The organism is Bradyrhizobium shewense, assembly GCF_900094605.1.
In the GTDB taxonomy this organism is placed as follows: Bacteria; Pseudomonadota; Alphaproteobacteria; order Rhizobiales; family Xanthobacteraceae; genus Bradyrhizobium; species Bradyrhizobium shewense.
In genome coordinates this window covers 264,964-291,948 of the sequence record NZ_FMAI01000002.1, presented here as the reverse complement: position 1 = coordinate 291,948, position 26,985 = coordinate 264,964, and the positions used below count along the sequence as shown (strand labels likewise).

Below are 26,985 nucleotides of genomic sequence, written 5' to 3'. Positions count from 1 at the left end.
GCCGAGGCGATCCCAATGCAAACCCTGACATTAAACTGGTCTCGCGTACGATGTACTACGCAACCGCGACCTCAATAGGAAACAGCTTCTGTGCGAACGCTTTCAGCAAGACGCGGGCCGGCAAGTCCGAGCCGGCGCACAATTCCTGTTTCTTCGGAAGCTCCGCGACCGACCGCCTGATCATCGCCCCTGCCTACTATGGCAACGAACCGAACGGCCCAAACCGCGGCAAATCTTTCGAGTATGACTATGCAGCTGCAGCTTTATCAGGTGCGATATTTCTTAGCCCTAGCAAGGACGCTAAATTTTACGCGAGCTGCGGAGCAATGCAATGTGACGCAGCCGGCGCTGACAAAGGCGGTGCAAAAGCTGGAGCAAGAACTTGGTGGCGCGCTGATTCACCGTGAACGTCACCTCACCCAGCTCACCGAACTGGGCAAGATGATTTTGCCGACGCTGGAGAAAATATTTGCCGCCGCAGAGGCCGTACGGCTCCAGGCACGAGGCTATCAAAAGAAGACAATCGCCCCGCTCAAGATCGGGCTGGTGCCGTCAGTCTCCGCCGCACTCATTACGGAATTGCTCTTGGAGCTCGCCAGGATCATCCCTGATCTTCGAGTCGATCTGCGCGAGGCCGATGCCAACGGGCTCGTTGCGATGCTTTTGGATGGCGAGATCAACGCCGCACTTGTCGGTGACGCCATCGAGCTACCTGAGCGTATCGACCGCTGGCGCCTGTTCGAGGAGCGCTGCGTGCTCATCTTGTCTCGGAAACATCCGATGGCCGGGCAAACCGTTATCCTGCTCCAAGACTTGCATGAGTTGGTATTTCTCGAAAGGGTCGGATGCGACGTCGCAGACCGATTCAAGCAGGCTTGTTTTGCCGACCATCCAGGCCCTAAGGTTGTGCACAGGAGCGATCAGGAAAGGCATCTTCAGCAAATGGCATTCGCCGGTTTTGGGGCCATCCTGGCGCCAGAGCACGCTCCCAGACTGCCGTCGCTCGCCGCTATCCCAATTGAGGGCGACCCCGTCCGGCGCGAGGTCCAGCTTTTGGCCGTGGCGGGGAGGCAGTATTCGCCGGCGCTTGACGCCTTCATCAAGGTTGCTCGTGTTCGCGACTGGACGAGTGCGCTGGACAAATTCCGCTGCGCATCTGCCCCTGCCTCGAACAAGGACAATGTTCGCAAGGCTGATGCACAAGGTGCAGGCTCCTTGATCAAAATCACGGGCCCCGGTCCCGCCTCTTCATGCCCGAGCTTGTCACCGGCATCCAGCCGTCGTTGCTGAAGTGACGCGAAGTCGTGGATGGCCAGGATAAGCCGGGCCGTGATGCAGTTGCAGTCGCCCCTGCGTAGCCTCTTGAATTGACTCGTCTTATTCCGGTCAGGCTCGAAGGGCGAGGCTTAGGCCCCTCCAATTTCGGACAGGGCAGCAAGCACGGTTTCGGTCTTCGCTCCCGTGATGGAGTCCGGGCCGACACACGCTCGACGTATGAATCCTCGTTGGTCGAGTACATAGGTGGCCGGCATCGGCAACAACCAAAAGGAGAAGCCATGGGGAGCGCAGAGATCAAGTCCCCGCCGCAAAAGATGACTCTTTATGTCCGCCGGCACCACGGACAACAGGCCGAACGAAAGGCTCACCCCGAGATCTAGGTCGGAGAGGATTTCCAGATCCAGTCGGCGATCGCGTTTGAAATTGCGTAGCAAGTCTCCAGTGTCGGGCGTTATGGCAATTGCTCTGGCGCCAGCAGCGCGGATACTCGGGATGGCCCCGTGAAGAGCGCGTAGACCAGCTGCGCACAATGGGGACCAAGTCCCGTAAACGAAGGTGACGATCAACGGTGCAGTTTGTCGCAATTCCAAGGATGAAACGAGCTTTCCATTTACCTCGGGGAGAAGGAAATCGGGGGCAAGTGCGTTGACCTTCAGGGCGCCGTCAGGAACGCCCGCCTGTCGCAGCCATGATGAAAGCATCCGGTCGGTTCGGATGTCCAGCGTGCGAGAGCCACTCAAGGTCTCCGCGGAGGGGTCCATCGGCGTACTGACAGGGCGTCCCTTCGAAACTTCGTCGCCCATTCTGGTTCTCCCCGGTACCCCCCTCGGCACCTGTCCGCGTATGTTTCTTGCATGGTGACCGTGCGTTTTGGAAAACGAAAATTCAACTTTGGAATGGTAATCGTTGACGAATAATCATTTGGAATAGTCGGCGGCCCCAATATCGCGATGTGCGGGGGGAAAACGAAGCACTAGGCGCCGCTTCCGTCGAGGACGGTCACGACAGAACGACTCTTATAGTCAATGCGCCGGGGCTCCTGCATACCGAGCGATACGATGAGGAGGCAGAAGCCAAGCATGGAGCTGGACGAGCTGGTTGCGCCATGACTATCCTTCGAGGCTGGTCGCTGCACAACGCGCCAGCGCCAATATTGCAGGCCGAGTAACAGGCAGTGGAAGAACAATCGTTGTGGGGCGGGACCGGCGGCCAGCCTTCTGGACTTAGATGGCAACCGGGAGACCGACCTAACCAAATTCGGTTCGCGTGCGCGGCGCTTCAGAACTGCGAAGTGACGCTCCGAGCCAAATAGGTCGTAACCGGCATATCCAAAAGTCGCAGCCCTGCTCCGCCAAAAGTCTAGTCCCGTTTTGCCCTTCCTGTCAGACGTGCAAACGCGAGTGCAATTGAGGACTTGCGTGTCGCAGGGCAGGCTCGCCTCGCCTCGCTTGTAGCAGCTTTCGGAAGGAAGCTGCCGCTCGGCCTGACGCGGCGCCCTGCTCCCAAAGCACGGGTACCGCGATTGCGGAACGGAATGGATGAATGCGATCCTGAATGGAGCTCGATTTCCATGCGTCCAGCCGATGATGACCAGTTGACAGCACGACTCAAATTCAAGCGAACGGGAGAAGCGATGGCGGAAGGCCGCCCGCCACTTTCGCCCACCACGCCGCGAGCCGAGCTCCAGCAAGCCCGTTTACGCGAGACTCTATCGAAGCCACGCGACTGGCGGTTCGGCCCTGAAGATCGGCAACAACTTTCAAAACCACGAATGTTGCTGCCGATAACTCGATCTCCGATCCTTGGCGGCGACCGTGATTTCATTTTCGATCCAAGTCGCCAAGTGGTTGATCCGGTGCCGGCGGACGCGATCCATCCCGTCGTTGAAATTTCTCCTTCCGAGGCTGTGGCACGGCTCACCGTAACAGGGCACGGCATGGCGGCCGAATCTGTGCGATCCACCAGCCGAGGTAAAATCCAACATCATTATCGGGCTCCAATGCATATGCTCGTGATGTACGAGAAGGGGGAGCGCCGCGATGGAGAGACATTTGTGGAAGGTTTGCCGAGATCGGCGCTCCGGAACCTCGAGCGGAAGCTGACATTCGTCCCGGCTGGACGCGAGTTTCACGATTGGCACGAGCTGCGCGGGTCGCAGATGCGGCTCATGTACTTTTACTTCGAACCTGAGAGGCTGACGGCCCTTTCTAAGCGTGGCATCTCCGACCTCCCGGACTCTCCACGCCTACTATTCGAAGACGAAACGCTATGGAACACCGCGCTCAAGCTGAAGACGTTAGTCGAGAGCTCGGCAGCCGACCCGGTCTACTTCGGCAGTCTCGGTACTCTGCTCATGCATGAAGTCGTGCGTTTCACTTGCGGGATGCCCAGCATTCAACCTCAACTCCAAGGTGGCCTTGCACAATGGCAGCAACGACTCGTCACCACCTACATCCAGGAACATCTCAATGAGCGGATACCGATCGGCACGTTGGCGCAGCTCGTTCGTCTGAGCCCGTATCATTTCTGCCGGGTATTCAAACAATCTCTCGGAATGCCGCCACATCGGTACCAGACCAAACGTCGCGTTGAGCAGGCCAAGTTACTGCTGGCACACCGCGCAGGTTCTATGACGGAAATCGGTCGGGCGGTCGGCTTCAGCAGTCGTAACGCGTTCGCCACGGCGTTTCGGAAGGCGGCGGGAATTGCTCCCGTGGATTACCGCCGAAGCGTGGCACCTCCTATAACGTACGAATGACTTGCGCCGCCGCGATGAACTTTTCTATCGGAAAGCAAAGGCGTCTCGGCCTCACGTTGCATGAGGACGATCGGGCTTTCGGTGCCCGCCAGGAAAGCAGATCACGAGCCTGAAGCTGCATCTGTCAGCGGTGGCAAAGAGAATGCAGAAAGCCCGCCGCGGGAATTCAGCAAAGCGAGACCGAAAGCTGAAGCGGCGCAGGGGAGCGGCCCCGCCCGGAGCAATCCTAGGGCGTTTCGCAAATCTGTAGCTGCTGATGCAGGTTGATTGTCCTCAGCACCCTGCTGTAAGCCCGCCCGATGAAATGTCAGGTCACCTTCACGCGCGAACGACCGCGTTCCGGGGCGGAACTCAGGCGGGGTCATTTGTTGAATGGCCTTCGTGAAGGTGATATTTTTACGCCGACTTGTCGAATGTCGTGGGAGTATCTCGTGGCGCAGCATTCTATTCAAAAGCGTGCGGTAGCCGAGGAGCCAACTATCGTCGTCGTTGATGATGACAAGGACTTCCGCGTCTCACTCGGAGATCTGTTCAACTCGGTCGGCTTCAAGGTCAAGTTGTTTGGGTCGGCCGCGGAGCTGCTCGAAGGCGAATTATTACCCGACGCGGTGAGCTGTCTCGTACTTGACGTCAGATTGCCGGGCCTGGGCGGTCTTGATGTCCAAACCGAGCTGTCGAAAGTGAACGCTTCCATTCCTATCATCTTCATGACCGGCCACGGCGACATTCCGATGTCGGTCAAGGCGATGAAGGCGGGCGCTGTGGATTTTCTGACCAAGCCGTTCCGCGATCAAGACATGCTGGATGCAGTGACGATCGCGCTAGAGCGCGATCGGACGCGGCGGAAAGCCGATCAGCGGCTCACGGAATTGAAGTCGCGTCTCGAGCGCTTGAGCGCGCGCGAGCGAGAGGTTCTGGCTCTCGTGACCACTGGCTTAAAGAACAAGCAGATCGCTTTCAAGCTAGGGGTAGCTGAGATCACTGTGAAGGCGCACCGCGGTCATGTGATGCAGAAGATGGGCGCGCTATCGCTAGCCGAGCTTGTCAAAATGGCGGAGACGCTCGGTGTAAAGTCGCCGCGGTCTTAATCGCTTCCTGATGGCACGTGGATCCATCAGCGAGGAGTGTTGTTGTTTGCGCAAATCAACTCATGGCTCTAATCGGTTGCCGGCAGGGCCTGCTGCAGCGGTGAGCGCAACCTCCGGGCACCAGCGCACTCGTTCGGACGTGGCCCGAACTGGGTTGAACTATTCAGACGTTCTGCATCGATTATTCCAAAGTATAGCATCGATTGTTCCAAAGCGTCGCATCGCCCGTCCGCTGTACAATCGCCAGTTCAGACCCTTGTCGTTACGGTCCGATGATATCCGCGCAGTGCGCTTCTTGAGATGGACACGGAACGCGAGATGTGCCGGGCCACCTCCCCAGCAATCAAGGTGGGGATATGTCTAGCGAGATTCAAATTACGATCATCGATGATGATGAGCAATCTCGCGCGGCCTTAGCGGGTCTCCTGCAGGCGTTGGGTTTCACGATTGAGGCCTTCCCGTCCGCAGTCGATTTTCTGGCGTCTCCCAACTTCCGGCATACCTCCTGTTTGATCGTTGATGTCCACATGCCGCGCATGACTGGGACTGAGTTGCATAGCCGCTTGGTAGGATCCGGCTATGACATACCAACCGTTCTGATCACCGCTTACCCCGATGATAGCGCGCGAGCTCGGGCTCTGGATCAGGGCGTCGTTGGGTACCTGACCAAACCCATCGACGAGAAGGTTCTGCTCGGATGCGTCGAATCGGCTCTGCAGCGCGCGAAATCAGATGAAAACCCGTCATAAGCTCTCGATCGGCTGCAGCCCAGGAAGCGTCTCCCTTCAGCCCGAAAATCGTTGTTCTTTGAACGCGTCCCCGTAAATGTGAAATCCGTTAAATTCCCACAAGCCCGGCGATTCGCGATCCAAGAACTGGATCCCGCGCACCCACTTCACGCTCTTATACCCATAGAGGTTTGGCACCACGAGCCGGAGCGGGTAACCATGCTCAGCCGTAAGGGGTTCGCCGTCATGCCGCAGGGCGAAAATCGTCGTCGGGAGCAGAAAATCCGAGATTGGCAGGTTTGCCGTGTAGTTGTTCTCGCCATGGACCATCACGTGCCGCGCCTCTGGCCGCAACGTCACTCGCTTCATCAATTCTGTGGCGAGAATCCCTCCCCAACGGTTGTCGAACCGGCTCCAGCGCGAGACAGAGTGCAAGTCCCCAAATACTTCGCTCTGCGGGAGTTTGGAGAGCTCTTCCCACGAAAGCCTCAGCTGCTCCTCTACCAGGCCGAATACGCGAAAATCCCACGTCGTGGGACTAAAGAGCGGCACCGAGCCCACATGCAGCACCGGCCACTTGAGCGTCAGCGACTGTCCTGGGGGCAGCCGCCCAGCGTCACGCATCTCACGCTCCCGTTCGCGTCGCTCGTTTGATTGCACGAATAGCTCCACTTCAAAAGCATAGCGCGGCCTGGTTGGCGCGCGTAGCGATTTTCGGGCCTGAAAAGCGGTCAGCCGGGTTGCGGCGGACATCACCAAACATAGCGCTTCTGGTTCCCCCCACGCTCGGAGAAGCGACCTATCAAGATGCTAGTCCAGCTCGAAGCGGCCTAGGGGGCCTTACTGCTCTCCCTCACCGATCTTGGAGTTAGAACCACTTGCAGACTCGGAGAGTAAGCCAGGAACAGTCTTGCTGGTGTTGTGACGGAAAATATTAACGGCTCCGATCACTTCGTCCTCGTTGTCACGAATTGGAAAGACATTAACGAGCGCAAGAAGACGATAACCGTTGGGCTGCTCGCAAATCACATCGGCGTTCCGAACGGTGGCGCCGTTGTTGACCACCACGGAAGGTGGCGCAAGTTCGTGCGGCATCACTTCTCCTGAGGGGTAACGAAGAAGGTGTGACCCGCAAAACTTTTCCGACGTTCCCAAGGACGGCGTGCGTCCCCAGCCCGCGATTGCAGCCTTGTTGCACTTGACGACGGTGGCATCCTTTTCAAGAACGTATATCCCTACTGGGATAGAATCCATTGCCGCCTGGTCTGCAAGAATTCCTTTTGCGACGAGGTGGCCGTCGACGAGTTCTCCTCGGAAGTCGATTTCATCGAAGTCACCATCCAAAATCATCGTGCTTGTTGCCAAGCCATCATCTGTCACGGTGGTTGCCATTTTCAACCTCCTTTGTTTAACTCGCACAGCTTAACTCGCGCAGCCGGCTTTCGTTACCTACCATTTTGTAGTCGCAAACAAACACTGAAAGGGAAGTCCTTTCGTATCGTTTAGGCAAACTACGATCGAGTTCAGAACCTGCGCCTCTTCGCTTATACGCCATAAGCAAAATGCCGGCCTCAGTTCATCCACAGCTGGCGCGGACCTATTGGGCGTGGCAGCGGACTCATTGGGAGCGGGATGCGAAGCCGAGGCAATCCGGGCAAAATGTGTCGCCACATGGAGGAGCCATCCAAGTCTTGTGACGGGGTCGGCGAGGAACGCACCGCAATCACATCAATGGGTTGGCTGGGATGGTCAGAGAGTTACTTCGCCAGATTGCCGCGACCCTTCTGTTTCCTTGTGACGCGCTTCGCCGTGCGGCTCGTGCGAGGCAGCCCATCGTAGGGGCCTCCAGCGACGGGGTCCAAGGGGTTTTCGTCTTCCGTCTTGAGCCGATCCGCAATTCGTACCAAATCCGCCGGCGAGCGCGCGCCCATTTTCTGCATGATTTGGCTACGATGAACGCGGACAGTCACTTCGCTGACGCCAAGTTGGCCGGCAATCTGCTTGCTTACGCGTCCCCTTGCAAGCAAGGTCATGATTTCCTTTTCGCGATCGGTCAAGCCGGCAAATCGCTCGTGGATTTGCGCCAAATCGCGTCGTTGCGCGGCGCGCGCTCGGTTGCGTTCGATCCCTTGGCGTACCGCATCGAGTAGCTCTTGCTCCCGGAACGGTTTTGACAAGAACTCTATTGCGCCTGCTTTCATGGCCCGCACCGACATCGGGATATCGCCATGGCCGGTAATGAATACAATCGGCGTATCGACGTGAGCCGCAACTAGCTGTTCTTGCAGCTCGAAGCCGCTTGCTCCTGGAAGTCTCACATCCAGAACGATACAGTTCGGTAATACCGGAGGGTTGGCGCCCAAAAACGCCTCAACTGACCTGAAGAGCGCGACCTTCAAGGAGATCGTTTCCAGAAGCGCACCCAAACTTTCGCGGACGGATTCGTCATCGTCTATGACGGCAACGATCGGCTGGTCACTGTCATTCATGGTCCATCTGCAATGGCAAGCTGAATTGGAAAACTGCTCCAAATGGAGCACCTGGAGTCGCCGAAATCTGTCCGTCGTGGGCTTCGATTATCGAACGACAAATTGCCAAACCCATACCCGTTCCATTGTGTTTTGTCGTGAAGAACGCATCGAAGAGTCGATCGACCACGGTCGAATCGAGTCCAACGCCAGTATCGTGGAATGAGATCTCAACCATTCTGTCATCCAGCACCCGAGACCTTATCGAAAGGGTCCTTGGACGATCCTCCACAAGCATCATTGATTCGATACTGTTCAATACGAGATTCAGAATGACTTGCTCCAATTGGATACGGTCGCCGTTTATCCGCGCAACCGACTCGTGCAGATCCGCAAGCGTCGCAATGCGATGCTTGCGGAATTCCTCTTGCGTTAGCTTCATGACATCACGAATCGCGTCGATAATATCGAGCGGGGCCTTTTCAACCGGGGTTTTGTTCATCAACGCCTTAATGCGGGCGATTATCTCGCTCGCGCGTCGCGCGTCGTTGGCCAACCGCTGGGCAGCCGTCCTCGCTTTGGTGAGATCCGGCTCCTCCGTGCTCAACCAGTGGAGGCACGTATCGCTATTGGCCGCAATGGCCGTCAGAGGTTGGTTGATCTCGTGAGCGATGGACGCAGACAGCTGTCCCATCGCGGTAAGACGGGTTACCCGGGTCAGCTCTTCCCGCGCTCCGCGTAGCGCCTCCTCTACTCGTCTCTTATCCGTCAAGTCGCGCACAAAGGCGGTGAAGTGCCAGGATTCCAGCTGAATAGCAGTGACAGTCAGCTCGACGGGAAATTCATGTCCAGCCCTGTGGAGCGCCATTATGTCGATGCGTCTGTTTAGTATCGGGCCTTCGCCGGTTGCGAGAAAATGCTCACACCCTCGCGAATGAGCCTCGCGATACTGCATGGGGATGATCGTATCAACGATTCGCTTGCCGACCGCTTCCTCGCAGGACCATCCAAATATGTCCTCGGCGCTTTTGCTCCAGCCGGTAATTGTATCACGCGTGTCAATCGTGATGACAGCGTCGAGGGAGGAATCCAAGATCAACCGCGTTTGGTCCTCGGCCAGACGGAGGTGTTCCTCCGCTCTTTTGCGTGCTGTGACATCCGTCGTGATGTGGGCGGTTGCATAGATCCGACCGTCCCGATCGACGATTGGGAACTTCTGAACTGCGCCCCAGCGTAGACCTATATCGGTTGTAGCAAGCTCCTCGATCATCACCTCGCCCGACCGAGGCACTTCTCGATCGTTCGTTCGAAGTGCGCCCGCTTCGCGTAATTTAGATAGGTCATCCTCGGTTTTACCAATAATCTGATTGCGGGTGACACCGGTGATCCTTTCAAATTCACTGTTGACCAGCAAAAAGCGACCATCAGGGTCCTTAAGAAAGATCGGGTTGGGACTACCATCGATGATTGCGAGAAGGTGTCTCTCCCTATCCACCAGCGAGTCCCTCTCCGACCTCAACTCCTGGATATCGGAACTAGAGCCGACGAACCGGAGGACCTTGCCCCGGGCGTCTCGCACCGGGACCGCGCGGTCAAAGTGCCACCGATACGAACCGTCTGCATGGCGAAACGGTGCCTCAAACGTCCAGCCTCCGCCAGATCGGACACCGTCCCAAAATATACGGGACACACGTTCCTTATGGTCGGGATGCAAAGCGGAAAGAAAGGGCGGAAGATCGCTGGGAGTCTGTCTCCACGTTTTGAGCGGCGCCGTGCAGTAATCTGCCGATAGGCCGGTCGCATCCAGATAGAATTGATTCACAAAGTCACAACTGCCATGCCGCGTAACTGTCCACGCGACCGCGGGCAATTTATGCAGGACCTCGAGCTGCAACAGCGATCGGTCCAGAACTTGTTTATACTGGTCTATTTCGTACGAAAGGGCTTCCGAAGCGGTTCTAACCTCGCCCATGCGACGGCGTTGGGCTCGTCGTTGAGCCATAATGTTTTTCTTTACGCTGCGGATCCGCTCGGGCGTTAAGCTGCCTTGGTCCCAAGGCTCCCCTTGACCCTGCCCAATTCCGCTCAGTTTAGAGGAACCTACGTGGCGATCATCGACCGCAATCTTATTCTTGGAAGGTCGCGCCCTTTGGCGCGTTGCTTTTGAGCGTCCGATTACCGTCCGCGTTTTCTTCTTCGACTTGGACTTCAAACGAGTCATTTGTCCAGTATCCGCGCAGGCTATACCGTCACGCTTGCACTCAAATTACATACCAATCTCTTTTCGGCGCGTCGGCTCTGCCCCGTGCGATGTACCATGAACCTAGCACGAGGAGCAGGCGCAAATCCCGCTCAGGTCCGAAGGGCCTTGTTGCGGGCGTCGCCCTTGAACGGCAGCGATTGATCATGACAGACCGCCCAACAGGATGAATTGAAGCGCCCGATCCAACTTGCCGAAAGCCTACATCTGACCACTGGAAAGTCGATACTGGCTGCGCCATTGCTGGCCTGTTCCTTTTCATGGAACCGCTCGGCGGATACTTCGTGAATCTGACAAAAAATGACCAGCAAGTCGCACGTGGGATGCCAGACCCCATTGGAACTGGTAGCTGCCGGCACGGCGGCGACCCTGCGGGCACAGAATGCGGACGCACCCCGTAAGCGCAGATGCTTCCACAGATCGCCGCGCAGTTCGTTAGAAAGTTCCAGTTCGTTAGAAAGATGGAACTAACTCTACTGCCGGCTTGGCCATTGATATTTCGTTCCTGTTGACATCTTTCTAGCGTCCTGTCCCAAATGAATATTCCGAGGTCGTGATGCCGTGGCGACAAGAATGTCACATATCCCGGGGCTCTGGGGGTACGTGCTGGTGCCCCTGCGGGAAAGCGTGGACTTTACCCTTTACCGCGGCCGAAAGCACGACGACCACTCGCCAGTCCTAGCGATCGCACTCTTTGAACAGCCGTCGCCTCAGAGTGTCAGGCGGCTCATGCACGAATACTCCTTCGCAGCCGAACTCGATCCCGCGTGGGCTGCCAAGCCTCTGGCGATTACTCGTCACGAAGGGCGGACGATCCTCTTACTTAAGGACCCTGGCGGTCAGCCGTTGGATCGGATTCTTGAGCGTGACCAGGGGCAACCGCTCGACCTGACTCGCTTCCTTAGCACCGCCAGTGGGTTGGCAAGAACACTCGGTCGAGTCCACCAGCAGGGCCTCATACATAAGGATATTAAGCCCGCGAATGTCCTCGTCGACGACAGCGGCAACGCGTGGCTCACAGGATTCGGGATTGCGTCCCATCTTTCGCGCGAGCGCCAGTCGCCCGAACTTCCCGAGTTCATCGCGGGAACGCTCGCCTACATGGCACCCGAGCAGACGGGACGAATGAACCGTTCGATCGATTCTCGGAGCGACCTTTACTCGCTTGGAGTCACGTTTTACGAAATGCTGACCGGGGGTCTTCCATTCACGGCCTCCGACCCGATGGAATGGGTGCATTGTCACATCGCAAAACAACCAGCCGCACCCAGTGAGCGGGTGGGAACCGTGCCGGCGTCGGTCTCCGCGATTACGATGAAATTGCTCTCCAAGACGGCGGAGGAGAGGTATCAGACAGCGGTGGGAGTTGAGAGCGATCTTCGGCGCTGCCTGTCCCAATGGGAGTCCCAGGGGTGCATCGATGACTTCACTCCTGGCGCTCGCGACACCCCGGATCGCCTCATGATCCCCGAGAAGCTGTACGGGCGGGACCGCGAGGTTGACACTCTGCTCACTGCCTTCGACCGCATCGTTGGCGGTGGCCGAGCGGAGCTGGTGTTGGTCTCCGGATACTCCGGCATCGGCAAATCCGCAGTCGTCAATGAGCTCCACAAACCACTCGTGCCGCAACGCGGCTTGTTTGCGTCAGGCAAATCCGACCAGTACAGGCGCGACATTCCGCATGCCTCGCTGGCCCAGGCGTTTCAGAGCCTCATCCGGCGGCTCCTCAGCCAGAACGAGGAAGACCTGCGCAAATGGCGGGACGCACTTCGTGAGGCGCTGGATCCGTACGGACTGCTCCTCGTCGATCTCGTCCCAGAATTGAGGCATGTCATTGGCGAGCAGCCGCCATTGCCCGAGTTGCCGCCCCAGGAAGCGCAGAGACGTTTTCAGATAGTATTTCGACGGTTCATCGGCGTATTTGCGCGACCCGAACATCCGCTCGCGCTCTTCCTCGATGACATGCAATGGCTGGATGTCGCCACACTCGAACTCCTCGAAGATCTGTTGACCCGCAACGATTTGCGGCACTTACTGCTCATTGGTGCGTATCGGGACAACGAGGTCAACGCCACCCACCCGCTGGTACGTAAGCTAGAAGCGATCCGCCAGACCGGAGCGGTAGTGCAGGACATCGTTCTCGCACCACTCAGTCGCGACGATCTAGGGAAACTGCTTGTGGACTCCCTTCACTGCCCACTGGAGCGCACCGTCCCACTGGCAGACTTGATTCACGAAAAGACCACGGGCAACCCGTTCTTCGCAATCCAATTCATTTTTACTCTGGCGGACGATCGCCTGCTGACATTCGATTACCGCGCGCGGCGTTGGGTATGGGACCTGCACCGCATTCGTGCCAAGGGCTTCACGGACAACGTTGTAGACCTGATGGTCGAGAAGCTGAAGCGCCTTCCGCCAGAAACCCAGAAAGCACTCCAGCAATTCGCCTGCATGGGCGACAGTGCAGAGTTCGAGATGCTGCGGATTGGGTATCAGGGCTCAGTCAAGGACATGCACGAACATCTCCGGGAAGCCGTGCGATCGGGCCTCATCGTCCGTTCGGACAATTCGTACGGCTTCCTGCACGACCGTGTGCGGGAAGCCGCCTACTCGCTTATCCCGGAGGAGTTGCGCCCCGAGGCTCACCTGCGCATCGGAATACTCCTCGCCGAGCACACGCCCGCTGAAAAACGTGAGGAGGCGATATTTGAGATCGTCAATCAACTCAATCGGGGCTCCCATCTCATCACCTCTGTCGAGGATCGCGAGCGCGTCGCAGAACTGAATCTGATCGCAGGCCGGCGCGCGAAACTCTCGACAGCATACGACTCGGCGCTCAAGTATCTCAGGGCCGGCAGAACCCTTCTTGCAGACGAGACTTGGGAACGTAATCACCAGCTCATCTTTTCGATCGAGTATTTGACAGCCGAGTGCGAGCTGCTGACCGTCACGGTTGGCCTCGCCGCCGGGGATCCACTCGCGGAAGTGCAAAAGGAATGCGAGAACGGCCTGGCATTTGCTAGGCGGGTGCGTTTCGGCCTGGTCATCGAGCGCTGCGGAGCACAACTCGGTTTGATCCTCACCTTGCGCGGGCTGACTGCGACGTTCGGGTGCCTGGATCATGAGGGATACAGCGAACTCGATACCGAACGCCGCTTGGCCAAGAGCCCCGATCTGGTGCTCGCCGAGTTCTATTACTGGACGCGAAAGCTGCAGGCGCATTTTTTCGCCGGAGATCTAGCGTCGGCGATTGAAGCCTCGGTGCACGCGGAACCGCTGCTCTGGACGTCGGCGGCAATGTTCGAGTCGGCAGAGTATCGACTCTATGGCGCACTGGCGCATGCGGCGGCCTGGAATCAGGCCACACCGGAGCAGAGACCGAGGCATTTCGATTCTGTGCTGGATCACCACCGTGAGCTCCAAGCCTGGACGGAGGTCAACCCCGAAACCTTCGAAAACCGTGCTGCCCTAGTCGGCGCCGAGATCGCCCGCATTGAGGGCCGGGTACTGAACGCTCAGGAGCTGTACGACAAGGCTATCCGCGAGGCTCACAAACACGGGTTTGTGCACAACCAGGCAATTGCCAACGAGATTGCTGGTCGTTTTTACGCAGAGCGCGGGCACGAGAAGATCGCGGCGACCTATTTGCAGGCCGCGCGGGCCTGCTACCAGCGCTGGGGAGCCGACGGAAAGGTCCACCAACTCGAGGAGCTTTATCCGCACCTCAAAGAGGACAAGTCGATCCCGGATTCCAAGGGGACGACAGTGACAACCATCGAGCAGCTCGATTTGGCTACCGTAATCAAGGTCTCGGAAGCAGTGTCAGGGGAGATCGTCTTCGAGAAATTAATCAACACGCTCATGAGTTCGGCAATCGAACACGCAGGCGCCGATCGAGGTCTCTTAATTCTTCCGCGAGGCGACAATTATCAAATTGAAGCAGAGGCCATAACCAGCAGTGATGACGTGAACGTGGTCCTGAAACAGGCACGCGTCACGGCCGCAGATCTACCAAAGTCTGTGTTTCACTATGTGCTTCGGACAAAAGAAAGCGTTCTCCTGGACGATGCGTCCAGTCAGAACTCGTTTTCAGCGGACGGATACATCCGAGACCACCGCTCCCGGTCAGTGCTCTGCCTACCTATACTTAAGCAGACCAGATTGATTGGGATGCTTTACTTGGAGAACAACGTTACGACTGCCGCGTTTACTCCTGCTCGAATGGCGGTGCTCACACTGCTCGCCTCCCAAGCCGCTATCTCAATAGAGAACGCGAGCCTGTACCGCGAGCTAGCCGAGCGGGAGGCCAGGATCCGACGGCTAGTGGATGCCAACATCATCGGCATCTTCGTCTGGGATCTTGACAGCCGAATCATCGATGCCAACGAAGCTTTTCTACGCATCGTCGGATACGACCGCGACGATCTTGCCTCCGGACGACTGCGCTGGCGGGATCTGACGCCCACCGAATGGCGCGACGCCGACGAGCGACGAGTGGCGGAGCTGGAGGCGACCGGAACGGCGCAACCCTACGAGAAGGAGTACTTCCGGAAAAGCGGCAGCCGCGTGCCGGTGCTGGTCGGGGCAGCGAGGTTCGGCGGGCGACACGACCAAGGCGTGGCCTTCGTGGTAGACTTAACCGAGCGCAAGCGAGCGGAGGAGGAAATTCGCGAAAGCGAACGGCGTTACAGCGAGGTGCAGATGGAGCTCGTGCACGCGAATCGAGTCGCAACAATGGGGCAGCTCTCGGCTTCGATTGCCCATGAGGTCAACCAGCCGATCGGGGCGACGCTCAACAATGCCTCTGCGGCGTTGCACTGGCTGAGCAAAGAACCGGCAGATCTGGAGAAAGCTCGGCAAGCTCTCAACCGGATCTTTGCAAACGGCAAGCGCGTCAGCGACGTCGTCGGTCGGATGCGCGCACTTTTCAAAAAGTCACCTCTTCGGAAAGAAGATGTGGACATCAACGGTGCAATCCTCGAGGTCATTGCCCTAACCCGCGGCGAAGTCGTGAAGAATGGCATTTCGGTGCAGTCACACCTCGTGGACGACTTGCCGCTCATTCAAGGAGATCGGGTCCAGTTGCAACAAGTGATCATGAATCTGATCATCAACGCCGTCGAAGCGTTGAACTCTGTCGGCGACGGGGCGCGAGAATTGGTGATCACCACTGGTAACGGAGAGCCGGGTGGCGTGCTCGTCGTAGTGCGGGATTCGGGTCCGGGTTTAAGTTCACCGGATCTCGAGCGTATCTTTGACGCCTTCAACACGACAAAGCCCGGCGGCTTGGGGATGGGTCTCTCGATCTGCCGCACCATCATCGAAGCACACGGGGGACGACTGTGGGCCACCGCCGCCCAACCACGGGGCGCGTCTTTTCAATTCACGCTGCCCGCAAAGTGAATAGAACATTTTGCCGGGCCAAGGCGGACCGGATGGCTACCGGCGTTACGAATCTTGATATGAGTCTTAGGTCTGTCCTGGTGGGCGCAGATGGCTCCACGGCAGCGGATTCATGCGTGGTCATATTGTGGTGCATTAAGATTGCCAATACGCCAGGCACGGTCGGCTCGCCACAAAGGACAGCGCCTTGTATTCCTAAAGGAAGAACATCTGGGGTTGGTCTCCACTGGATTCCGCCGGCACCGCCAGCGCGCTATTCATCGTCTAGACATCGTCATGCTCGTGGCTTGTTCCTTGGAACCGCTCATGGCCATCTCTTTCAATGTTCGGCGCAGCTTACAGGAACGAAGAGTCCGAGCGCTCGGATCGCGGCGACTTCGGGTTGGTCATGGCGTTGAAGCTAGCTAACTCAATCGGCCACCGAGAGCGTCTCAGGAATTGCAGCGGCGTGATCGAAGATGCCAAAATGACGCGTTCCCCCTCACCGCGGCGTGCCCCGCGGTCCAAGTGGGACTTCAGTTGCGGTAGCAACCGCGATGGCGCACGAGGATTGACGCGCGGCGCAGCCTGAGCCTGACCACCGTCACCGTCACCGTCCCCGACCTCGTCGTACGGTGATTGCTTTCGTTACGGCCGGTCAACACCGGCAGAAGGTCAACTTGGCGAGCGAAGAGTGCAAACTACGCTCCTTGATACCAATATGAGTGTCGTATCGCACCGCAGTGAAACCCGTCCTAAAGGGGCACTCGCGCGGTCCGAATTAGCGCAACCGATCGTCACCTTTAAACCACGGCGAATTCTTCGAGCCAAGTTGGGTCGATCCCGCGGTCCGGACCACTGAGGTGTTGGGCACGCGACAGACGCAAGCGCCCAGAAATACTCACTCAACAAACCGCAAGAATGAGAACGCCGTAACAAGAACTGCGCTTAACGCAGCGATCAAGCCGCTCTATCTTTAGTCCGCAAGAGCATCAGGCTCAGCAGCGTCACGGAGAACAATGATGCCCGCCATATTCGCAGCGCCTAATGGCGCTGATGTAACCGCAGCTTGGCGTCGCCTGAAGTAAGAAGTCTAGCCGGGAATAGCACTATGGAGACCACCAACGTCACGGCCATCGCGACAGGAGGGATATCGGGGATGGTCGCTCTTGCAAACGGCTGGCAGATGAACACGACCGCACCGCGCAACGGGCGCAAAGCCGATGCCCTGGTCGATGCGACTGGAGATATGTGCGTCCGGTGTCTGACCACATACCCGTTCTTGGGAACCGAGCGGTGGCATCTGATCCGGGTCAGGGTTCAAAGGAGCTGCATGTTGTCTACGCTTCGCCCGCACTGTCGCTGCCTATCGCAAGGACGGAATGTTCTCTGATGGCATTGAGCCTCCACCACATTCACTGTCTTCCGCTGTCCAGTCATCGATCTGGATGTGAAACGGCTTCCTGGTCGATGTGATGACAAGTGTTGAGGAATGCGATTCGTCCGGTCCCGGAGACATTGTAGTGGATAGCACGCGCGTGCACGCTCCCGAGCGACATGCGCAAACATGAACTGACCAAACACGCGATGACTCCAATGACGTCGAAATTAAAGGTCGCCACCAGCACATCGAGATCGGAGCGAGGCAATGCTAGGTTTGTACGATCGGACGCGTGTTTCGGACCCGCAGATTGAGTTCATGTCCTGGTCCGCGACGTTAATACAAAACAGTGTCGGTGAATCGTTCCGAAAAACGCCGCGGGTCAACAATGCCGAGCCGGCGCACAATACCTGTTTCCTGGGAGGCTCCGCGACAAACCGCTTGACCATCGCCCCTGCCCGCCATGGCAACGAACTGAAATGGTCCGAACCACGGCAAATCGTTCGAGTATGAGTATGCAGCTGCAGTTTCATCAGGTGCGATATTTCCTAGCCTTAGCAAGGACGCTCAATTTTACTCGGGCCGCGGAGCAATGCAACGTAACCCAGCCAGCGCTGACAAAGGCGGTACACAAGCTGGAGCAAGAACTCGGTGGCGCGTTGATTCACCGTGAACGTCACCTCACCCAGCTCACCGAGCTGGGCAAGATGATTTTGCCCACGCTGGAGGAAATCTTTGCCGCCACGGAGTCGGTACGGCTTCAGGCGCGAGGCTATAAAAAGAAGACAATCGCTCCGCTCAGGATCGGGCTGGTGCCGTCAGTCTCCGCCACACTCATTACGGAATTGCTCTTGGAGCTCGCCAGGATCATCCCTGGTCTTCGAGCCGATCTGCGCGAGGCCGATGCCAACGGACTCGTTGCGATGCTTTTGGATGGCAAGATCAATGCCGCACTCGTCGGCGACGCCGTTGAGCTACCTGAGCGCATCAACCGCTGGCCGCTCTTCGAGGAGCGGTACGTGCTCGTCTTGTCTCGGAAACATCCGATGGCGAGGCAAACCGTTATCCCGCTCCAAGACTTGCATGAGGTGGTATTTCTCGAAAGGGTCGGATGCGAGGTCGCAGGCCGATTCAAGCAGGCTTGTTTTTCCGACCATCCAGGTCCTAAAGTTGTGCACAGGAGCGATCAGGAAAGGCATCTTCAGCAAATGGCATCCGCCGGTTTAGGGGCCATCCTGGCGCCAGACCATGCTCCCACGTTGCCGTCGCTCGCCGCTATCCCAATTGAGGGCGACCCCGTCCGGCGCGAGGTGCAGCTTTTGGCCGTGGCCGGGAGGCAGTATTCGCCGGCGCTTGACGCCTTTATCAAGGTTGCTCGTCTTCGCGACTGGACGAGTGCGCTGGACAAAACTGGGGGCGCAGCAGCCGCGGCCTCGGACGCGGCATGATCACGCGGCCGGCGACGAGGTCCGGCACATGAGCGAGCATCTCGGCGAAAACCTCTTTCCGACGCGAGCTCAACGGTGCAGTCGATGCCCGATGCGAGCCCTCAGAAGTCGTACCTCCTACACGCGAACTATTTTTGGCGGCGATGATCGCCCGTCTGAAGGGCTACGAACCGTTGCATGAGCGGTTCACGTTCCTGTCCAATTCCTGCTCCAACGCGGAGGTGTCGCAAGAGCTGTCCGGTCTGGGACACGGATCGCAATTTGGCGCATAGCGTCCTCGAAGCATTGCGACGCGATAATCGTGATCGCGAAGTGCCTCCTCAAGTCTTCCGACCCGAGTACGGCGCGGCCCCGATAGCTGACCGCAGATCGAGGGGGCGCACGCGCACAGCACTTTTAGGCAACGATACCCCAGGCTTATCGAATGCATGCCCAGACGGAATTTCTAAATTCCGCCGGCCGCGTCCAATCCTGAGGTCCACAGGGTCGGCCGAACACGCGGCGGCCTCAACATTGAGTAAAGCCATTGCGCCGAGCCAACGTGCCACGCGCGGGCAACAAAGGAGCCCCCCATGAAATCACGGAAGACCGTCGCAGTTTCGCTGGTCACGTCCACAGTGGCGGCGCTCGCGTAAATAAGCGAAGCGGCTCCGGCCGGTCAGACCGCAAACGTGGTGGACGCCGACTTGTCCCTGGTCAAAGGCGCCGCCCTACACCAACCAGTTCTGGAAGCGAGGTCATACTGTTCTTGCCTTCGCTTTCGAAAACGACCCACGCCCTCCGCATTAGACGCCGAACGGGCCCGATCGCCGCGCGACATTTTCAGCAAAGGGGCGCGAAAACACTCTCGCATCTCAACCTATCCATTCACCCATAGGAAACACATGACCAACGGAACCACGATGACCAACACCGTCATAGAGTGTATCTTGAGCCGCAGCGCCGCCAAATACTACGACCCTGCCGCCCGCTTGAGCGACGACCAAATCCACGAGCTCGTGCGAATCGGGACCACTGCGCCGACATCTTTCCACTTGCAGAATTGGCGGTTCATCGCCGTACGCTCGCCTGAAGCCAAGGCTCGGCTGCGTCCGATCGCTTGGGATCAGCCCGCGATCACCGAAGCCGCCGTTACTTTCATCGTTTGCGGCCAGTTGGCCGATCCTAGCGTAGTACCTGAGCGTTTGGCACCGCTGGTGGAAGCGGGCATCATGCCGGCAACGATGGTGCCGGAATGGGAAATCCCCGCGCGCGATCTGTACATGGAGTACCCGCAGCGCCAGCGCGACGAGGCAGTACGCACCGGCACGTTCGGCGCGGCGGCGATGATCTATGCGGCCCGCTCACTGGGCTTGGGCTCGACGCCGATGATCGGTTTCGATGCCGAAGCGGTGCACCGCGAGTTCGGATTGGCCGACGACGAAGTGCCGGTCATGCTGTTGTCCGTGGGGCCGGAGCGCCCGGGAAACTGGAGGCAGAAGCCGCGCCGTCCGGTCGCCGATGTGCTGGATCTCGTATAAGCTTAGTAAAGCCCACGCGCCTTGCCGCCGAACGAGATCTGCTTTGGATTTGGACGTGGACGTTTCGATGATCGACGATCGCAAGGCCCGTGCGCACGCCTGGTTTGAGGCCTTGCGCGACGACATCTGCGCGAGCTTCGAACGACTGGAAGATGACGCGCCGCAAAGCCTCTATCCCGGCGACGCCGGCCGCTTCGTGCGCACGCCCTGGCAGCGCACCGACCACTCTGGCACGCCCGGCGGCGGCGGTGTGATGTCGATGATGTATGGCCGCCTGTTCGAGAAAGTCGGCGTGCACTACTCGACCGTGCATGGCGAGTTCGCGCCCGAGTTTCGCGCGCAGATTCCAGGCGCAGCCGAAGACCCGCGGTTCTGGGCCTCCGGCATCTCGCTGATCGCGCACCTGCGCAATCCGCACGTGCCGGCCGTTCACATGAATACGCGTTTTGTGGTCACGACCAAAGCCTGGTTCGGCGGCGGCGCCGATCTCACACCGGTGCTCGACCGCCGGCGCATGCAGGAGGATGCCGACACGATCGCCTTTCACGCCGCGATGAAGGACGCATGTAGCGGGCCTAACGGTGTTGCCGATTACGACAAGTACAAAAAATGGTGCGACGAGTATTTCTATCTGCCGCACCGGGAAGAGGCGCGCGGCACCGGCGGCATCTTCTACGACTGGCATAACAGCGGCGACTGGGATGCCGACCTCGCCTTCACCCAGGACGTCGGCCGTGTCTTCCTGAAAATCTACCCTGAGATCGTGCGACGCAATTTCGCGACGGCATGGACGGCTGACGATCGCGAGGAGCAATTGATCCGGCGTGGCCGCTATGTCGAGTTCAACCTGCTCTACGACCGCGGCACCATTTTCGGGCTCAAGACCGGCGGCAATGTGGAGTCCATCCTGTCGTCGCTGCCCCCCGAAGTGAAATGGCCATGACTGCGATGAAGCCCGCCTCACGGCCACTGCCCCGCGCCATGCTGATCGACATGGACGACACCGTTCTCTCGGCCTATGGCCGGCCCGAGATCGCCTAGAACACGATCGCCAAAGAGTTCGCAGCAGAGCTGGCGCAGCTGCAGCCGCAGCAGGTCGCAACCGCGGTGCTGGCTTTCGCGCGCAACTTCTGGGCCAATGCGGAAACCGCATGGCGGCTGAAGCTCGCTGAAGCCCGGCACCCGATTGCACTCGCGGCAGCCGGCCACTGCGCCCTGCCCGACGATCTCGCCGTTCGCATCGCCAACCGCTTCACCACCGATCGCGAGGAGGAGATGTTTCGTCTTCCCGGGCGCGCATGATGCGATCGACAAACTGAAAACGCTCGGCATCAAGCTCGCGCTGGTGACCAACGGCGCCGCCGACACGCAGCGCGCCAGGGTCGAGCGTTTGGATACTTAGCACCACACCAGGATTCCGCGATTATCTCCGCGGCCGAGCATCAAAACAATGTGTATCTCCAGAGATCGAATGGCGAAATCAAAGAGAGACTTCCTCTGTGGAGATCGTTTCCAAGCCAAGGGTGACGAGCGGTCGATCATCATTATGACGGGCGGCTCTTTCGCGTGAGAAGCAGATGTTTGTTCCGCACTGTTGATTTTTGCACGCCGAGTCGATGGCATCGATTCCATAGCCGATGGTCATTGGACCATCGATTTTCACCGTTCCATTTTCGCTCATCTGCACAGGAATTTTGAAAATGGCGACATCCCACACATCGAGAGGTAGATGATGAAGGCGATCGTGGTAACGGAACAGGCTGCGGGAACGGCCGGGATGAAGCTGGCGGCGCGGCCCGAGCCGCAGGCAGCGATAAACGACGTCGTCGTTCAGGTTCATGCGTCGGGATTCACTTGGGATGAGCTGACGTGGCCCCCGACCTGGACCGATCGCCTCGGTCGTGACCGAACACCGTCTATCCCTGGGCACGAGCTCGCCGGAGTGGTCACTGCGCTCGGCTATGGCACGACAGGGCTGTCGGTCGGACAGCGGGTGTTCGGCCTTACGGACTGGACTCGTGACGGCACCCTGGCCGAGTATGTGGCGGTCGAGGCGCGCAACCTCGCGCCGCTGCCGGGCGACGTCGACTTCACGCTGGGCGCGAGCCTGCCGATGCCAGGCCTGACTGCTTGGCAAGGACTGTTCGAGCACGGCCGTCTCCGGGCGGGGCAGAGCGTCATCGCGCACGGCGCGGCCGGCGTGGTCGGTTCGATGGTAACCCAACTCGCGCGCGAGGCCGGCGCCTACGTCATCGGCACAGGACGCACCTCCGACCGTCAGGCGGTGCTCGACTTCGGCGCACAAGAGTTCATTGACCTCGAGAACGACGCCTTGAAAGACGTCGGCACAGTCGATCTGGTTTTCGACGTCTTCGGTGGCGACATCGGTAAGCGCTCCGCAGCCCTGATTCGAGCCGGAGGAATGCTGGTGACCATCGCCGGCCCGTCCGAGGCACGGCCCGCCAACGGCTTGGCGGTCGATTTCGTCGTTGAGTCCGACCGTGCCCAACTGACTGAGATCGTCCAGCGGGTGCGGGACGGACGACTGCGGACGAACATCGGCACCGTCTCGCCCCTTGACGATGCCGTCGCCGCCTTCAACCGGACCGAGCGACGCAAGGGAAAGACCATCATCCGCGTTCGTCCGTGAGCGACACGCGCCTTCGATGCAACATTTCCACCAAAGAGACAAATGACCGAGGAGAAATTATCGTGAAGGCGATCGTTGTGACGGACCAGGCTGCCGGAACGGCCGGGATGAAGCTGGTGGAGCGGCCCGAGCCGCAGGCGGCGATAAACGACGTCGTCGTTCAGGTTCATACGTCGGGATTCGTTCCGACTGAGCTGACGTGGCCCTCGACCTGGACCGATCGCCGCGGTCGTGACCGAACACCGTCAATCCCTGGGCACGAGCTGGCCGGAGTGGTCACCGCTCTCGGCTACGGCACGACGGGACTGTCGGTAGGACAGCGAGTGTTCGGCCTCGCCGACTGGCATCGCGACGGCACCCTGGCGGAGTATGTAGCCATCGAGGCACGCAACCTCGCGCCGCTCCTGGGCGACGTCGATTTCACGGTGGGCGCGAGCCTGCCAATCTCGGGCCTCACCGCGTGGCAGGGACTGTTCGATCACGGCCGACTTCGGGCGGGGCAGAGCGTCCTCGCGCACGGCGCGGCAGGCGCAGTCGGTTCGATGGTGATGCAGCTCGCACGTGAGGCCGGCGCCTACGTCATCGGCACCGGACGCGCCGCCGACCGTCAGAAGGCGTTCGACTTCGGCGCGCAGGAGTTCGTCGACCTCGATAACGACGCCTTGGAAGATGTCGGCGGAGTCGATCTGGTGTTTGATGTCATCGGCGGCGACATCCAGATGCGGTCCGCAAGCCTTATTCGAGCCGGAGGAACGCTGGTGTCCGTCGTCGGAACGGCCGAGGCGCGGCCCTCTGACGGCTTGGCGGTCGACTTCGTTGTCGAGTCCGATCGTGCCCAACTGAGTGAGATCGTCCAGCGGGTGCGGGATGGACGACTGCGGACGAACATTGGCAAGGTCTCGGCCCTCGACGATGCCGTGGCCACCTTCAACGCGACCGAGCGACGCGCTGGGAAGACGGTCATCCGCGTTCGTCCGTGAGCGAGACGCGCCCATTCGTCCGTGCAGCCAGACGATTGCAGTCCAGGTCGGCTGGCCGCGTCCTATCAGCCCCGGCCACCAAGACGGATGCATGGCTTTCACATTAAAGATCAACGGCACACCTCATGAAGTCGACGTCGACAGCGACACCCCGCTTTTGTGGGTGTTGCGCGACGTGCTCGGCATGACCGCGACCAAGTTCGGTTGCGGCCAGGCGCTGTGCGGCGCCTTGCACCGTACATCTCGACGGCCAGCCGGTCCGCTCCTGCCGGACTCCGGTCGACAACGTCGGCGATAGTGCGACACCACGATCGAGGCGATCGGCCAGGCGCCCCAGGGCGCGGCCTTGCAGGAGGCGTGGGTGGAGCTGGAGGTGGTGCAGTGCGGCTACTGCCAATCCGGCCAGATCATGTCGGCGGCGGCGCTGAAGGACACTCCGAAGCCGACGGATGATGACATCGACGCCGCCATGTCGGGCAATGTCTGCCGATGTGGCACGTATCAACGCATCCGTGCCGCGATCAAGCACGCTGCGGGAGTTTGAGATCATGGATCGGCCTATTCTGAGAGAGCAGATTGCCGATGAAAACAGCGATGTCGAGGCGCGCCTTTCTTCAGGGCACAGGTTTGCTGCTTGGTTTTGCGTGAACGGCGCAAGCACGGAGTCCGTCTTCGCGGCGCCTGATTCAAGGCCTAGTTGAAAATGAGGTCGTGCGGGTAGTTTGTGCCGAATGGATTTATACGATCAATGATCGAGGGCCGCTCTTCAAGAGCGGATCGAAGACGAACAGGCCCGAACATGGGCCAAAGCCGACATCATTGCCGGCCGGGAGAAACGCAGATACACGCAGAAGACCGCGATCATCATGAAGCCGGTATTGATGCGCGGACCTCGTGATCAATCTCGGCAGCCCCAGCCACTGCTTCCGAAGTGTGAGTTTGGAAGCAAGATGGTGTCTTGGGTTTGGTGGCGAGCACCGTGTTGTACGGATTGCCAAACACAAACATCTTCGACGTGCGCCAAATGATTCGCTCCAGTTCCACGAATGTGCGCATCTTTAGTCGGTACTTCCACAACAGCATGTGTTGAATGAAGTTCCAGGTTACTCCCCAGGCCAAGAATGGTAGTCGCCGATAGTGGATTGGACTGAAGCCAAGTCGGCGCATCTTGTAGACGAGAAGGTTGGCCCCGACAAAATTGTAGCGCCAATTGTCGAAGAAGGCGGTGACACTCAGGTAATCCTTGGTGCGGCGACAATGATCCAGCGACCCCGGCGAATGGATCAGCAACCGTCCTCCCGGCTTGAGCATCCGCCAGCACCTAGCTAGCCACGCGTCCAGGTCTTTGGTGTAGCCAATCGACTCGAGCGCATAGATGGCATCAAAGTGTTCATTCGGGAGATCAAGGCTGTCGAAGTCGATGACTATTACCTGTCCACGCCCCCCAAGTCTCGCAAATTTCCGCCGGCAGATCTCCGCCTGCACAGATGAATTGGTCACGCACACAATTTCGATATTGCTCCGTCTGGCGAGGTATTCGGCTGCCGCGCCGGAGCCGCATCCGAGATCCAGGAATCTCATCCCGTCTCTCGGCTTCAACAGCGTATACTCGGCCTCGTAAGGGTGCGAAAATGCCAATCGGGGAAACACACACGTGCTGTAGTTCGATTGTTCGTCTCGATACGTGCCGAACACGTCATCATATGTGCGCTTTTCATCATCATGTTTGAGAAAGTCGCTCGGCTTTGGTGTCCACTCAATCAGTTGGCGCTGCTCGAATTTATTCAGCTGATGGCCGATCTTGCTCGCGTCCTTCGGTCGGGTCACCAAAAGAAAAAGTACGTAATGAAACAAGTTATATGCCACAAACGACGCCACGATGACGCCCGCTACCAACTGAGATATTAAGACGATGTTCAAGGTTGCTCCTGTGGTAACTGAAAAACGTCTACGAACGCGGGTTGCAAAAATCAGATCACGGCAGTGCCGCATCCTGTTAGAGGCCAAACTCCGGGTTCGGTCATTCGCGACACTTTGACCGTGCGCCGCCCCTCGCGCGGTTCTCCGGCAGCTGGTCGAAGGCGATTTGGAGCCAGGCCACCCAATTGCGATCACTCTGAGTTCTGAAACGATCGACGCACTTCTTGGAGCAAAGCGGGGTTCGCCACGAGTAGTGCCGGACGAGACCAAACTTGCCATCACAAACTGCACATCGCGCGGCTCTGCCAGATCTAAGACTTTGGGAGCAGTTGGGCATGTGGCTTCCTTTAGGTGCTTTCGATCAAGTGAATAAAGCGGGCGGTGAAGCTTGGGGGACTTCACCGCCCTTAGACCTTCCGACGTGGGGGGCGTATTCCGCCGGAAGGTAACCTAAGGGAGCGAGCCTTGAGCCCCGCACCCTTTATCGTACGTCGAGCGTCCTTTCTTCACCGTCGCACTTCATGAGCCTTTGCGCTTTTCCAACGCATGCAGCCTAAGACGATCGCGATCAGCGGTTCAATTGAACGTAGGTAATCGTCGGGCATCCAAAGTGGTCGTGGAATGATACGAAGGTCCATGGCGCTCGCCCTTAAAGCCAACCACTTCCGCAATGGGTCAATCGCGCCCGTCTGCACCTGATCACGGGACTTCCGGTCCACCCCCCGGCTACGGACATGTCGCAGCACCGCCCCAACTAACGCGAAGGGCCAAGAGGCGCCGTAACGCGTCCGGGTCAGCTCGGATCGAGTGGCGAGCCGGGCTTGGCTTCGTGCCACCACCAGACCTGGGTGTGCAAGAACAGCTTTATCGTTACCCACGCAACCTGCCCCATCTGCAAAATGGTGATGTCTTTCCCTCTCTTACCTCGGTCCGGCATCCGGTCGGCGACGTGGCGCACGACAAATCCACCGCAGAAGCGGCGTCATGGTCAAGGATTGCGGGGGCGTTGGCACGCGCAACCTCGATTGGTCCAAGGGCGGCAACGGGAGTCTCTGCAGATGCGGCTGCCGCTACGGCACACGCGGCGCGGCGGCAATAACGATCGTCTATCGACTCTATGGCGA

General features: G+C 58.8%; 18 protein-coding genes and 2 pseudogenes. 12 read left to right on the top strand and 8 right to left on the bottom strand.

The window, feature by feature from the left end; translation table 11 throughout:
* Window positions 1-249 precede the first annotated feature (249 nt).
* Window positions 250-1,290 carry a LysR family transcriptional regulator gene (locus GA0061098_RS05510; protein WP_091955223.1) on the top strand — a complete coding sequence of 347 codons (1,041 nt, stop codon included), beginning with the start codon at window positions 250-252 and terminating at the stop codon, window positions 1,288-1,290.
* A 116-nt stretch (window positions 1,291-1,406) separates the two neighbouring features.
* Here GA0061098_RS05510 and GA0061098_RS05505 read toward each other — a convergent pair whose 3' ends face one another.
* Complete coding sequence (locus GA0061098_RS05505) at window positions 1,407-2,081, bottom strand: redoxin domain-containing protein (RefSeq protein WP_091954528.1); 675 nt, start codon at window positions 2,079-2,081, stop codon at window positions 1,407-1,409.
* 767 nt (window positions 2,082-2,848) lie between these two features.
* On the opposite strand from GA0061098_RS05505, the gene GA0061098_RS05500 reads away from it, so the two are divergent.
* The 3 genes from GA0061098_RS05500 (at window position 2,849) to GA0061098_RS05490 (ending at window position 5,873) form a co-directional block, all read left to right on the top strand.
* Window positions 2,849-4,036 carry an AraC family transcriptional regulator gene (locus tag GA0061098_RS05500; protein ID WP_165637173.1) on the top strand — a complete coding sequence of 396 codons (1,188 nt, stop codon included), beginning with the start codon at window positions 2,849-2,851 and terminating at the stop codon, window positions 4,034-4,036.
* A gap of 431 nt (window positions 4,037-4,467) precedes the next feature.
* Window positions 4,468-5,124, top strand: a complete 657-nt coding sequence (locus GA0061098_RS05495) for a response regulator transcription factor (RefSeq protein ID WP_091955219.1) — start codon at window positions 4,468-4,470, stop codon at window positions 5,122-5,124.
* 356 nt (window positions 5,125-5,480) lie between these two features.
* Window positions 5,481-5,873, top strand: coding sequence for a response regulator transcription factor (locus tag GA0061098_RS05490; RefSeq protein ID WP_091954523.1), 393 nt, complete (start codon window positions 5,481-5,483; stop codon window positions 5,871-5,873).
* 36 nt (window positions 5,874-5,909) lie between these two features.
* Here the strand turns inward: GA0061098_RS05490 and GA0061098_RS05485 are convergent, their stop codons facing one another.
* The 4 genes from GA0061098_RS05485 to GA0061098_RS05470 all read right to left on the bottom strand — a co-directional run bounded on the left by GA0061098_RS05485 (window position 5,910) and on the right by GA0061098_RS05470 (window position 10,541).
* Window positions 5,910-6,605 (bottom strand): sulfite oxidase-like oxidoreductase, encoded by a 696-nt coding sequence (locus tag GA0061098_RS05485; RefSeq protein WP_245323164.1) that lies wholly within the window; start codon window positions 6,603-6,605, stop codon window positions 5,910-5,912.
* 87 nt (window positions 6,606-6,692) lie between these two features.
* Window positions 6,693-7,244, bottom strand: a complete 552-nt coding sequence (locus GA0061098_RS05480; RefSeq protein ID WP_245323163.1) for a PAS domain-containing protein — start codon at window positions 7,242-7,244, stop codon at window positions 6,693-6,695.
* Window positions 7,245-7,609: 365 nt separating this feature from the next.
* Window positions 7,610-8,341, bottom strand: a complete 732-nt coding sequence (locus GA0061098_RS05475) for a response regulator transcription factor (RefSeq protein ID WP_091954521.1) — start codon at window positions 8,339-8,341, stop codon at window positions 7,610-7,612.
* Window positions 8,334-10,541 (bottom strand): PAS domain-containing sensor histidine kinase, encoded by a 2,208-nt coding sequence (locus tag GA0061098_RS05470; protein WP_091954518.1) that lies wholly within the window; start codon window positions 10,539-10,541, stop codon window positions 8,334-8,336. The genes GA0061098_RS05475 and GA0061098_RS05470 overlap by 8 nt, the downstream gene beginning before the upstream one ends.
* Before the next feature lie 612 nt (window positions 10,542-11,153).
* Between GA0061098_RS05470 and GA0061098_RS05465 the strand changes: the two genes are divergently transcribed.
* The 5 genes and pseudogenes from GA0061098_RS05465 to GA0061098_RS05445 form a co-directional block, all read left to right on the top strand.
* On the top strand, window positions 11,154-15,983 hold the full coding sequence (locus GA0061098_RS05465) for a trifunctional serine/threonine-protein kinase/ATP-binding protein/sensor histidine kinase (RefSeq protein WP_091954515.1): 4,830 nt from the start codon (window positions 11,154-11,156) through the stop codon (window positions 15,981-15,983).
* Window positions 15,984-17,858: 1,875 nt separating this feature from the next.
* On the top strand, window positions 17,859-18,791 hold the full coding sequence (locus tag GA0061098_RS05460; protein WP_091955206.1) for a LysR family transcriptional regulator: 933 nt from the start codon (window positions 17,859-17,861) through the stop codon (window positions 18,789-18,791).
* A gap of 902 nt (window positions 18,792-19,693) precedes the next feature.
* Window positions 19,694-20,311: a nitroreductase family protein gene (locus GA0061098_RS05455; protein WP_208610623.1), complete on the top strand. Its 618-nt coding sequence runs from the start codon at window positions 19,694-19,696 to the stop codon at window positions 20,309-20,311.
* A gap of 67 nt (window positions 20,312-20,378) precedes the next feature.
* Window positions 20,379-21,254: an oxygen-dependent coproporphyrinogen oxidase gene (gene hemF / locus GA0061098_RS05450; protein WP_165637198.1), complete on the top strand. Its 876-nt coding sequence runs from the start codon at window positions 20,379-20,381 to the stop codon at window positions 21,252-21,254.
* Window positions 21,245-21,707, top strand: a pseudogene (locus tag GA0061098_RS05445) (HAD family hydrolase); the annotation flags it as partial. The gene hemF and the pseudogene GA0061098_RS05445, both read left to right, overlap by 10 nt.
* Before the next feature lie 84 nt (window positions 21,708-21,791).
* On the opposite strand, the gene GA0061098_RS44760 reads toward GA0061098_RS05445, so the two are convergent.
* Window positions 21,792-22,151: a hypothetical protein gene (locus tag GA0061098_RS44760; protein WP_165637151.1), complete on the bottom strand. Its 360-nt coding sequence runs from the start codon at window positions 22,149-22,151 to the stop codon at window positions 21,792-21,794.
* Between GA0061098_RS44760 and GA0061098_RS05440 the strand changes: the two genes are divergently transcribed.
* The 3 genes and pseudogenes from GA0061098_RS05440 (at window position 22,044) to GA0061098_RS05430 (ending at window position 24,485) form a co-directional block, all read left to right on the top strand.
* Window positions 22,044-22,961: an NADP-dependent oxidoreductase gene (locus GA0061098_RS05440; RefSeq protein ID WP_091955203.1), complete on the top strand. Its 918-nt coding sequence runs from the start codon at window positions 22,044-22,046 to the stop codon at window positions 22,959-22,961. The genes GA0061098_RS44760 and GA0061098_RS05440 overlap by 108 nt on opposite strands.
* A gap of 62 nt (window positions 22,962-23,023) precedes the next feature.
* Window positions 23,024-23,941 (top strand): NADP-dependent oxidoreductase, encoded by a 918-nt coding sequence (locus tag GA0061098_RS05435; RefSeq protein WP_091954508.1) that lies wholly within the window; start codon window positions 23,024-23,026, stop codon window positions 23,939-23,941.
* 91 nt (window positions 23,942-24,032) lie between these two features.
* Window positions 24,033-24,485, top strand: a pseudogene (locus tag GA0061098_RS05430) ((2Fe-2S)-binding protein).
* 320 nt (window positions 24,486-24,805) lie between these two features.
* Here GA0061098_RS05430 and GA0061098_RS05425 read toward each other — a convergent pair.
* Together GA0061098_RS05425 and GA0061098_RS44755 are read right to left on the bottom strand one after the other, a co-directional pair.
* Window positions 24,806-25,861, bottom strand: coding sequence for an SAM-dependent methyltransferase (locus tag GA0061098_RS05425; RefSeq protein WP_091954506.1), 1,056 nt, complete (start codon window positions 25,859-25,861; stop codon window positions 24,806-24,808).
* 793 nt (window positions 25,862-26,654) lie between these two features.
* On the bottom strand, window positions 26,655-26,819 hold the full coding sequence (locus GA0061098_RS44755; protein ID WP_165637172.1) for a hypothetical protein: 165 nt from the start codon (window positions 26,817-26,819) through the stop codon (window positions 26,655-26,657).
* Window positions 26,820-26,985 lie beyond the last annotated feature (166 nt).